At 42.3% G+C, this 10,153-nt stretch carries 10 protein-coding genes and 1 tRNA gene; 6 read left to right on the top strand and 5 right to left on the bottom strand.

The window, feature by feature from the left end:
- The first annotated feature begins 36 nt into the window (after positions 1-36).
- From V7P40_RS06050 to V7P40_RS06070, 5 genes are read left to right on the top strand one after another with little or no spacing between them, the layout of a single operon-like run.
- Positions 37-1,347, top strand: coding sequence for a S41 family peptidase (locus V7P40_RS06050; protein ID WP_333785082.1), 1,311 nt, complete (start codon positions 37-39; stop codon positions 1,345-1,347).
- Positions 1,344-2,348: a tRNA (adenosine(37)-N6)-threonylcarbamoyltransferase complex transferase subunit TsaD gene (gene tsaD / locus V7P40_RS06055; protein WP_333785083.1), complete on the top strand. Its 1,005-nt coding sequence runs from the start codon at positions 1,344-1,346 to the stop codon at positions 2,346-2,348. Before V7P40_RS06050 ends, tsaD begins: the two co-directional genes overlap by 4 nt.
- Positions 2,345-3,730 (top strand): TldD/PmbA family protein, encoded by a 1,386-nt coding sequence (locus tag V7P40_RS06060; protein ID WP_333785084.1) that lies wholly within the window; start codon positions 2,345-2,347, stop codon positions 3,728-3,730. The genes tsaD and V7P40_RS06060 overlap by 4 nt, the downstream gene beginning before the upstream one ends.
- Before the next feature lie 2 nt (positions 3,731-3,732).
- Positions 3,733-4,605, top strand: coding sequence for a slipin family protein (locus V7P40_RS06065; RefSeq protein ID WP_333785085.1), 873 nt, complete (start codon positions 3,733-3,735; stop codon positions 4,603-4,605).
- Positions 4,580-5,467 (top strand): DUF58 domain-containing protein, encoded by an 888-nt coding sequence (locus V7P40_RS06070; RefSeq protein WP_333785086.1) that lies wholly within the window; start codon positions 4,580-4,582, stop codon positions 5,465-5,467. Before V7P40_RS06065 ends, V7P40_RS06070 begins: the two co-directional genes overlap by 26 nt.
- Here the strand turns inward: V7P40_RS06070 and pheA are convergent.
- The 3 genes from pheA to lipA are packed head-to-tail and all read right to left on the bottom strand — an operon-like array spanning position 5,429 to position 7,778.
- Positions 5,429-6,520 (bottom strand): prephenate dehydratase, encoded by a 1,092-nt coding sequence (gene pheA / locus V7P40_RS06075; RefSeq protein WP_333785087.1) that lies wholly within the window; start codon positions 6,518-6,520, stop codon positions 5,429-5,431. The genes V7P40_RS06070 and pheA overlap by 39 nt on opposite strands.
- On the bottom strand, positions 6,508-6,945 hold the full coding sequence (locus tag V7P40_RS06080) for a hypothetical protein (RefSeq protein WP_333785088.1): 438 nt from the start codon (positions 6,943-6,945) through the stop codon (positions 6,508-6,510). The genes pheA and V7P40_RS06080 overlap by 13 nt, the downstream gene beginning before the upstream one ends.
- Entirely contained in the window at positions 6,942-7,778 is an 837-nt protein-coding gene (lipA, locus tag V7P40_RS06085; RefSeq protein WP_333785089.1) for a lipoyl synthase, read from the bottom strand. The genes V7P40_RS06080 and lipA overlap by 4 nt, the downstream gene beginning before the upstream one ends.
- A gap of 24 nt (positions 7,779-7,802) precedes the next feature.
- Here lipA and V7P40_RS06090 point away from each other — a divergent pair.
- Positions 7,803-7,875, top strand: a tRNA-Val gene (locus V7P40_RS06090).
- Between the two features lies 1 nt (position 7,876).
- Here the strand turns inward: V7P40_RS06090 and moaC are convergent.
- Together moaC and V7P40_RS06100 are read right to left on the bottom strand one after the other, a co-directional pair.
- The gene (gene moaC / locus V7P40_RS06095) at positions 7,877-8,626 is read right to left on the bottom strand and encodes a cyclic pyranopterin monophosphate synthase MoaC (RefSeq protein ID WP_333785090.1); all 750 of its coding nucleotides are present in this window, start codon (positions 8,624-8,626) and stop codon (positions 7,877-7,879) included.
- A gap of 1 nt (position 8,627) precedes the next feature.
- On the bottom strand, positions 8,628-10,073 hold the full coding sequence (locus tag V7P40_RS06100; protein ID WP_333785091.1) for an RtcB family protein: 1,446 nt from the start codon (positions 10,071-10,073) through the stop codon (positions 8,628-8,630).
- Between the last annotated feature and the right edge of the window lie 80 nt (positions 10,074-10,153).

The raw sequence follows: 10,153 nt of genomic DNA on the forward strand, positions 1-10,153 counted from the left end.
TAATAAAATAGACAGAAGGTAGAAAAACTAAGTTTAATGAGTGAGTTTGTAAAGGTAAAAGCATACCTATCTAAACAACCCACTGTGCATTATATTATACTTATCATCATGAGGAAGTTGAATAGATTAGGAAGTATTGGAATAGTAATAATAACTTTTAGTTTGGGCTTTATATTGGGTTTTGCTTCTCAAGGCAGGCAGACAGAGGACGAATACAAGTATTTAAGAATTTTCACCGATGCTCTAAAGATAGTAAAGGATAATTACGTAGAGCCAGTTAGCACAAAAGACCTTATCTACGGGGCTCTAAACGGTATGACAAAAGCTCTGGATCCATTCTCCAGCTTTTTCGATCCTAAGCAGTACGAAAGCTTCAAGCAAGAAACAGAAGGTGAATTTGGGGGAATAGGTATAGAAATAGGCATGGAAAAAGGAAGACCCATAGTTATATCTCCCATAGAAGGAACGCCTGCCCACAGAGCGGGAATTAGGTCAGGTGATGTGATAATTGAAATAAACGGGGAAGATACATCAAACATGAGCCTCATGGACGTGGTGCAGAGGATCAGGGGTAAAGTAGGGACAAAAGTGGAGCTTTCTATATACAGAAAGGGTATGGACAAACCTATAAAGATAGAGTTAGAAAGAGCTTTAATAAAGATAGAAAGCGTAAAATGGACGAAGATAGGGGATGTGGGATACATAAAGCTTTCTCAGTTTAACGAAAATGTAAGTGTACAAATAGAAAAGGCTGTTAAAGAATTGCTTGCCAAGGGAGTTAGTGGCTTTATTCTTGACTTGAGGAACGACCCGGGAGGACTTTTGAGTGAGGCTGTGAATGTCTGCGACCTGTTCTTGCCCGAAGGAAAACTCATAGTTTACACAAAAAGCAGGAATGGGGAAACCCAAAGATACTTTTCCAGAAGAAAGCCGATAATCCCTGATAATACTCCTTTAGTTGTGTTGATAAACAAAGGTTCTGCCAGTGCGTCAGAGATTGTGGCCGGTGCCCTGCAAGATCACAAAAGAGCCATCATTTTGGGAGAGAAATCTTACGGTAAAGCCTCTGTGCAGAACATAATACCTATGGAAGATGGTTCCGCCTTAAAACTGACAGTTGCCTACTATTACACTCCCCTTGGCAAGCTCATACACAAAAGGGGTATAAATCCAGACGTTGAGGTTGTTATGAGCGAAAAGCAAGAAGAGGCTTTGCAAGAGGCTATAAGGCAAAGGAGATTGCAAGGTGAAAATAGCCTGATAGTTATACCAGAAATGGATCCTCAACTTAGCAAAGCTTTAGAAATAATAAAGGGGCAGAGGCTGAAGAGAGTGGCAAATCTATGATAACCTTAGCCATTGAGACCTCCTGCGACGAAACCGCTTTAGCTTTATATTCTCAGGAGCATGGACTAATAGGGGATGTGCTTCTTTCTCAGACTAAAATTCACCAAGAGTTTGGCGGGGTGGTTCCCGAGCTTTCCGCAAGGGAGCACACCAAAAATCTTTTACCCCTTCTTGATCTTCTTCTTAAAAAGACAAATTTTGACCTAAGTAAGATTGACTTCGTTTCCTTTACTTTAACTCCCGGTCTTATACTTTCCTTAGTGGTTGGTGCATCCTTTGCCAAATCCGTTGCCTATGCCTTAAGGAAACCCTTAGTGCCCGTGCATCACTTAGAAGGACACATATATTCTGTCTTTGTAGAAAAACCTATTTCTTATCCCTTTTTGGCTTTAATTGTTTCTGGAGGTCATACGGACCTATACTTAGTTGAAGGCTTTGGAAAATATACGTTTTTGGGTGGAACCTTAGACGACGCAGTAGGAGAAAGCTATGATAAAACCGCAAGGCTTATGGGGTTTGGCTATCCCGGAGGTCCCATACTGGATAGGCTGGCAAAGGAAGGAAAACCATCTTACAATTTACCCAGACCTATGATAGAAGAGCCAACGCTTAATATGTCTTTTAGTGGGTTAAAGACTGCAGTAAGACGCATTGTAGAATCTTGTGAGTATTCAAAAGAAGATTTGGCTTCTTCGTTTCAAAATGCGGTTTTGGACGTGTTGGAAGCTAAAACACTGAAAGCCATTGAACTAACTAGGATAAAAAGGTTGATCGTAGTTGGTGGGGTATCTGCTAACAGTGGGCTTCGCCAGAGGTTTAGCATGCTTGCGGACAAACTCGGCATAGAGCTTTACATACCCCATCCTAAGCTATCTACTGACAATGCAGTCATGATAGCTTATGCAGGTTTAGAGAGGTTCAAAAAAGGTATAACCGCTCCCGATGATATAAATCCAGAGCCAAACATGCTACTTGAAACCTTTGGGAGGTTGTGGTCATGAATGCAAAAGATTTAATAAAAGAAAAGGCTGGATACATACTTTCCAACCTGCTTTGCAACGGAGGAGAATACGGAGAGATCTTTTACGAAAAATCCATCACAAGCAGGATGCAGTTGGAAGACAACAAAATAGACAAAGTTCAGTGGGGAATTGATGAAGGTGTGGGCATAAGGCTAATAAAGGATGGAAAAACCTATTATGGATACATCACCGATATAACCTACGAAAACCTTCTTGAGATAGCGAGGACTTTGGCTAAGGGTAGCGGTCATGGTCCAGTAGCAATTGGAAAAAAGCGCATTGTAGGATGGACTGAGGTAATAATAGACCCAGAAGAAAAGGACTTAAATTACAGGGCAGAAATACTTCATAGGGCAAATGCAAAAGCCAGAAGTTATGGGGACAAAATAAAACAGGTTTTGGTGGTTCTCATGGACAAAACAAGGGATATTATGGTGATAAACTCTTTGGGGGAAAGTGCGGAAGATCTGCAAAAGAGAGTAGTGTTCTTCACAGAAGTGGTGGCAAGCGACGGTATAAACTTGCAGAGGGGTTACGAATCTTTGGGTGGGGCTAAGGGCTTTGAGATCTTTGAGGAAAGTCCTCCTGAGCTTGTGGCGGAAAAGGCTGCAAAGCGAGCTCTGCTCATGCTTTCTGCAAAACCAGCACCTGCAGGACAATTTACGGTGGTCCTTTCTGGAGAAGCTGGAGGGACTATGATACACGAAGCAGTTGGACACGGGTTTGAGGCGGACTTGGTCCAAAAAGGGCTTTCTGTCTATAAGGGTAAATTGGGACAAAAGGTTGCCAGCGAGCTCATAACTGTAATAGATGATGGGTCCCTTCAGGGTAAAAACGGCTACTTTGTGGTAGATGACGAAGGTGTCCCTTCCCAAAGGACAGTGCTTATAGAGAATGGTTATTTAGTGGGCTATATGTACGATAGGCTGTCTGCCATGAAAGAGGGAAAACAATCCACCGGAAACGGAAGAAGGCAAAGTTATGCTCACATTCCAATGGTTAGGATGACCAACACTTTCATAGCCAGCGGTAAGGACAATCCAGAGGATATAATAAGAGATACTAAAAAAGGAGTGTTTGTTGTTAAAATGGGAGGAGGAGAAGTCAATACAGTAACTGGAGACTTTGTCTTTGAAATAATGGAGGGCTATATGATAGAAAATGGTCAAATAACCTATCCTATCAGGTCTGCCACTCTCATAGGCAATGGTCCAAAGGTATTGCAGGACGTGGATGCGGTAGGTTGGGATCTTGGTTGGAGTATAGGCACGTGTGGTAAAGACGGACAGGGAGTGCCAGTGTCTGACGCCCAGCCAACCTTAAGGATAAGGTCCTTAATTTTAGGGGGCACGGAGGTTTAATTATGAAAGGTATCCTTGACTTACTTCCTTTCTTACTTTTCTTTGCGGTAGTTTTGCTATCTGTTTTTGAGGTAGATATATTAAAAATCTTGGGAGGTATAGTTATGGGTTTTTCTCCACTGATAGTTATAGCTATTTTGGTTGTTGTGTTCTTAGCCGCAGCTTTAAAGATAGTTCCTGAATATCAGAGGGCTGTCATCTTCAGGTTGGGGAGGGTGATAGGAGCAAAAGGTCCTGGTCTGTTCATACTCATCCCCATCATAGACAGGATGGTAAAGGTGGATTTAAGGACGGTCACTTTAGACGTGCCCACACAAGACATTATCACAAAGGACAACGTCTCCGTTAGTGTGGATGCGGTGGTGTATTTTAGGGTGGTGGATCCTGTCAAAGCAATAGTGGAAGTAGAAAACTACCTGTATGCTACTTCTCAGATAGCTCAGACCACTCTTAGAAGCGTGTGCGGTTCGGTAGAGTTGGACGAGCTTTTGGCAGAGAGGGAAAAGCTAAACATTCAGCTTCAGGAGATAATAGACAGACAGACTGACCCGTGGGGTGTAAAAGTGGTAGCTGTGGAGCTAAAGAAGATAGACCTTCCGGAAGAGCTAAGAAAAGCCATGGCAAGGCAGGCTGAGGCAGAAAGGGAAAGAAGGGCAAAGATAATCAGCGCAGAGGCGGAATACCAAGCAGCGCAGAAACTGGCGGACGCCGCAAAAATCTTAGCTTCAGAACCATTGGCGTTACAGCTCAGATACTTAGAAACTATACAGAACACAGTAACTAAACCTGGCAACACGGTGCTTGTGCCCTTACCTATAGAGATGCTATCTTACATTACAAAGGCTACCAGTGAAATACAAGGTAAAGGTCAATAGAGCTGGTGTATTTTTCATAGGTATAAGCATATTTTTGGGTGTATCGGCGGTAAATACTTCTAACAATCTTCTTTACTTAGTGGTGTCTTTTTTATTATCCTTTATGCTCCTTTCCGGTCTTCTTTCTTTGTATAATCTCAAAGGTTTGGAGATTGAGATAATACCGCCGAAGGAAGTGTATGCAGAAAAAGCAGAAAGTTTTAGAATAATTGTGAAGAACAAGAAAAGGGTTCCATCTTTTGCTATAAAAGTTGAGCAAGTTCAGAACAAAGCTTCCTTTGCATTCTTTACATTGGTGAAAAAGGAGCAAGAGGAAAGTCTGACTCTAAAATTTCCAAAAAGAGGTTTTTATGATAAGATAACCTTAAAAATCTCCTCTTCTTTTCCTGTAGGCCTCTTTGAAAGATATTCCTATGAAGAAATTCCATTAAGGTTAGTGGTTTTCCCAAAGCCAATGGTAGCACAGGAAAAGCCTACGGTAGAGGGTATATACAAAGGAGAGTTATTGAAAATAAGCAAAAAGTCAGGTTATGACCAACTTCAGAGTGTTAAAGAGTATGGCGGGGAGCCTATGAAACTCATACACTGGAAGCTGTCTGCAAAGCTCGATAAATTGCTTGTAAAGGATTTTGTTGCGGAAGAGAGCCCTCCTGTTATCCTTAGTTTAGACAACGTAGAAGGAAACTTAGAAGAGAGGATTTCAAAATTAACTTACCTTACTTTAGAGTTTTTAAAAAAAGGATTGCCAGTGGGTCTAAGACTTGGAGACATTTACCTAGAACCATTCATCGGAGAGGAACACAAAAGAAAGCTTTTAAGGGAATTAGCCCTCTTCGGTAATAGCCCTGGGGTAGGAACCTAAAACCTTTACCATTTGGGTCCTTTCCTTTAGACTTTCCATAGCCAGTTTTACGTTTTCATCCTCTGCGTGCCCTTCTAAATCTACAAAAAACACGTAATCCCAAGCCTTTTTCTTCGATGGCCTTGATTCAATCTTTGTTAGGTTTACTCCGTATTTATAAAAGCTCTCCAAAGCTTTGTATAGTGCGCCTGCTTCATCTTTGACCGCAAATATCAAACTTGTTTTATCTTTTCCTGTTCTTTTAACGTCTCTTTTACCAAGCACCAAAAAACGAGTGTAGTTGTTTAAGTTATCCTGGATGTTCTCCGCCAGTATGTTAAGGTGGTAGGTGTAAGCTGCCACTTCACTGGCAATGGCTGCTGCTCCTTCTTTTTCTAAAACTATCTCGCAAGCCTTGGCAGTGCTGTCAGTTTCAAAAAGCTTGGCATGACTGAGGTTTTTCTCCAACCAGTTTCTACACTGAGCTAACGCTTGCCTGTGGGAATAGACTTCCCTTATTTCTTCCAAGCTTGATGCATTGGAAAGAAGATGGAGCTTTATGGGTATTACCACCTCCCCCACAATTCTCACGTCAAACTCTAAGAACATGTCCAAGGTATAATTTACAACCCCCTCTGTGGTGTTTTCTACAGGCACCACTCCGTAGTCTGCCCTTCCTGTTTCAACTTCCAAAAATACATCCCTTATGGTAGGAACTGGTATGTAGTATGCGGATAAACCAAAGTGCTCTAAGGAAGCCTGATGGGTAAAGGTAGCCTTTGGACCAAGGTAGGCAACCTTTAGCTCCTTTTCTAAAGAGAGACAGGCAGACATTATTTCCCTAAAGACGTGTCTTATGGCTTCCGAAGGGAACACCTCACCATAAACTTCCCTGTTGATTTTTATAGCCTTTTCTATAACTTCCCTCTCCCTCTCAGGAGAGTAAATTTCCAGCTTTAGCTGTTTCTTTATTTCCCCTATAGCCTTTGCTACCTCAGCCCTTTTGTTGAGAAGCTTTATGATTTCCTTGTCTATAAGGTCTATCTCTCTCCTTAGTTTGCTCAGCTCTTCCATAATGGTAAAAGATACTTTGGTTTTTCCTTTAAGCTTTCAAGCAAAAGGTGGTTTTCTTTGCTTTTCTCTTTCCAGTGTTTTCTCCTCTTTCTGTAAATTTCTCTTAGGTATTCCTTTAGCTTAAGGCTGGGATACTTGCCTTTGGCTACTTTGTGCAGATGCCACCACCACTTTTCTATGGGCTGGCTTTGGTCATCTTCTAATGGTTCGTCGCTTGACTCCATAAGTTCTATAAACCTGTGCACGTTTTGGAAAAGCTTTCTATCTGCCTTTATCACGTAAGGGCTTTCCTCCAAACCTTCCCGATGGATCCTTTCCCTAAGGGTAATTATTAAATTTGGATAACCCACTCCATAATTCATCAACATTTCCAACTCAGCGTAATACACGTAGTCAATTTCTAAGTTATCCCTGATCAATATCATAATGAATAATTATATACCACGTGGTAAGCTTTGTAAGAGCTTCTTACGTTTGGACCACTAACCACATACTTAAAACCTAAACTTAAAGCAATCTCTTTTAGTTTTTCAAACTCTTCTGGAGTGTAATACTTTACCACTGGATGATGCTTTACAGAGGGTTGGTAATACTGTCCAATCGTCAGAATATCACAATCCACGCTCCGCAGGTCTTGCATAACCTTGATTATTTCATCTTCTCTTTCACCAAAGCCCAGTATTAGCGCAGATTTGGTGTGTATGTCGCTTTTAAGTTCTTTGGCACTTTTGAGGATCTCTAAACTCCTTTTGTAATCCGCACCTTTTCTTACTTGGGCATACAGTCTTGGCACGGTTTCCACGTTGTGATTTAACACGTCCGGTTTTGCATCCAAAACAACTTTTAGCGAATCGTAAGAGCCTCCAAAGTCTGGAATAAGCACTTCAACTTTAATGCCTTCTATGTTTTCCTTCAAAAGTCTTATGCACTTGGCAAAGTGTGAAGCGCCACCATCTTTTAGGTCATCCCTTGTAGGAGAAGTAATGACCACGTATTTTAGGTTTAAAAGCTTAACCGTTTCCAAAAGCCTGTAAGGTTCCTCTTCATCTACGGGAAGGCTTTTGCCCCTTTTGAGGTTGCAAAAGCTACACCCTCTGGTGCAAGTATCTCCCAAAATCATAAAGGTGGCAGTTCCTGAACTAAAGCATTCGGATATGTTTGGACATCTTGACTCTTCGCAAACAGTGTGAAGTTTTGCATTTCTTAAGAGCTTTTTTAGTTGGTGGGTTTTACTGAGAATAAGCACGGGTTTGGTCATTTTGGATTATAATTTTAAATCTAAAGGCGCATAGCTCAGCTGGCAGAGCGCTGGCCCGACACGCCAGAGGTCGGCGGTTCAAGTCCGCCTGCGCCTATTTAAAGATTACCTAACCATTCTCCAAAGCTTTCAAAAAAAGCCTTTATTAGCTTCTCTGAAGGTTCAAGTTGAACCACTATTATATTACCCCTTTTGCCCACCACTACGCCGCTCTTTAACTCTGTTGGCAGTACACAGAAAAGGTGATTGTTTATAACTGAGCTTATACCCAAATACTCTTCAAACTCCTCTTTTTCTGTGCTTATAAGCAGGTCAAAATTCCCGTCTTGAGCAACTTGAGCGTGCAGGTTTTTCAGGTATTCCTCAATCAGTTTTTTAAAGCGTTCGTCTGTCCTTATAAAAACTCTTTTACCTTCCAAAGACTTCCCCCACTGGGACTTTCCACCCGATTTTTCCAAAAGTTTTATCTCTTGGATAAACATACTACTGTCTAAGCCCTTACACATATCATAGACCGTTAGCAGAGCTACAGACACCGCCGTTAAAGCTTCCATTTCGTAGCCCGTTTTAGACGTTCCAAGGACTGTAGAAAAAATTTCCAAGTAATTTTTCCCAACTTTTACTTCCACTTCAACGTGTTCTAAGGGAATGGGATGGCAGAAGGGTAGGAGTTCTGCAGTTTTCTTGCTTGCCATTATGCCGGCTAACCTGCACGCAGACAGCACATCCCCTTTCGGAATTTGCCTACTTAGGATCCTTTGCACAGTATCTTCTTTAAGGGAGATCTTGCCATAAGCCTTGGCAAACCTAAGGGTTATGGGTTTTGTAGATACATCTACGGTTCGCATGTTAGCCTTTTAGAGTTCCTAAAGGTCTGAGCCTTAGCACAAGCTTTGCTATTCCTAAAGCATCCACCACCTTTACTACTTCCGATACGTCTTTGTAAGCTTGAGGGATCTCTTCCGCAACAGTGCCTTTGCCCCTTGCTACCACTACAAGGTCTCCAAGAATCTTCTCCAATCCCTCTTTTTTTACAAATTCCTTGGCTTTAGTTCTGGACATTAATCTACCTGCACCGTGGCATGCGGTCCCAAAGCTAACGTCCATGCTTTTGCTTTGTCCAACCAAAAGGAAAGAATACCTTCCCACGTCCCCCGGTATTATAACTGGCTGACCCACTTTCCTGTAGGCGGGAGGCACTTCAGGGTTTAAAGGTGGAAAGGCTCTGGTGGCACCCTTTCTGTGAACCAATATTTTTTGGGCCTTTCCATCTATTCTATGCTCCTCTATTTTTGCTATGTTGTGGGCCAAATCGTATATTAGCCTGTAGCCCAACTCAGCCCAAGATAGTCCAAAAAACCTCCTTATCGTATCCGCTGTTAAAAACCCAAGGATCTGCCTGTTTGCAAAGGCATAGTTTGCTGCACTGTTCATAGCCTTAAAGTAGGCCTGCCCTTCCGGAGAATTAAAGGGCATGCACGCCAGTTGCATGTCCGGAATGTCTATATCGTATTTCTTCAGCGCATCCTTTGCCGTCTTTAGGTAATCTACACACACCTGATGGCCAAAACCCCTTGAACCAGAATGAACCATAATGCACACTTGACCAAGGCTAAGCCCAAGCTGTTCTGCAACTTCCTCATCATAAATCTCGTCTATGGTTTGAACTTCTACAAAGTGATTGCCAGAGCCAACCGTGCCAAGCTCGTCTGAACCCCTTTCGTAAGCTTCTTTTGAAACTTTTGACGGGTCTGCATTCGGAAGAGCTCCAAAGCTTTCTATATGCTCAAGGTCTTCTTTAAAGCCAAAACCTTGCTCAACAGCCCACTTGGCTCCTTTTATAGCCACCTCTTCCATTTGGGACTTTGTAAGCTTTATCTTTCCCGTAGAACCAACCCCTGCGGGCACTGCCTTTAGGATCTCTTCCATAAGCTTTTTTCTTTCGGGATACACCCTATCTGCCGTGAGGTTGGTAGCTATAAGCCTTACCCCGCAGTTTATGTCATAACCCACAGACCCTGGGCTTATTATCCCTCCTTCTTCTGGATCCGTTGCCATCACACCACCCACAGGAAAGCCATAGCCCACATGAACGTCAGGCATAACATATATAGCTTTCTTTACTCCCGGCAAAGTTGCGGCATTCGCCGCCTGCCTTATAGCATCCTCCTCTAAGATTTCAAAGAGCCTATCGCTCAGGTAAAAATACACAGGCACCCTTTGCCCTTGAATGGTGTTTTCTTTTAGTTCGTAGGTGTAAGGTCCAACTTTAACTAACTCCTCTTTGAGTCCCATACTTTCTATATAATATACTTCAATCCCCTTTGGGAAAGCTTGAGGGTTCTGATGTAGCCCTTGTTAAATTGGCAACTGAA

It is taken from the genome of Thermocrinis sp. (assembly GCF_036781485.1).
Taxonomy (GTDB): domain Bacteria; phylum Aquificota; class Aquificia; order Aquificales; family Aquificaceae; genus Thermocrinis.

Excerpts from the sequence above, each read along its gene's own strand:
- moaC (WP_333785090.1), bottom strand. The coding sequence starts at position 8,626 with ATGCGAACCGTAGATGTATCTACAAAACCCATAACCCTTAGGTTTGCC.
- V7P40_RS06050 (WP_333785082.1), top strand. The coding sequence starts at position 37 with ATGAGTGAGTTTGTAAAGGTAAAAGCATACCTATCTAAACAACCCACT.
- tsaD (WP_333785083.1), top strand. The coding sequence starts at position 1,344 with ATGATAACCTTAGCCATTGAGACCTCCTGCGACGAAACCGCTTTAGCT.
- V7P40_RS06100 (WP_333785091.1), bottom strand. The coding sequence starts at position 10,073 with ATGGGACTCAAAGAGGAGTTAGTTAAAGTTGGACCTTACACCTACGAA.
- lipA (WP_333785089.1), bottom strand. The coding sequence starts at position 7,778 with ATGACCAAACCCGTGCTTATTCTCAGTAAAACCCACCAACTAAAAAAG.
- pheA (WP_333785087.1), bottom strand. The coding sequence starts at position 6,520 with ATGGAAGAGCTGAGCAAACTAAGGAGAGAGATAGACCTTATAGACAAG.
- V7P40_RS06065 (WP_333785085.1), top strand. The coding sequence starts at position 3,733 with ATGAAAGGTATCCTTGACTTACTTCCTTTCTTACTTTTCTTTGCGGTA.
- V7P40_RS06060 (WP_333785084.1), top strand. The coding sequence starts at position 2,345 with ATGAATGCAAAAGATTTAATAAAAGAAAAGGCTGGATACATACTTTCC.
- V7P40_RS06080 (WP_333785088.1), bottom strand. The coding sequence starts at position 6,945 with ATGATATTGATCAGGGATAACTTAGAAATTGACTACGTGTATTACGCT.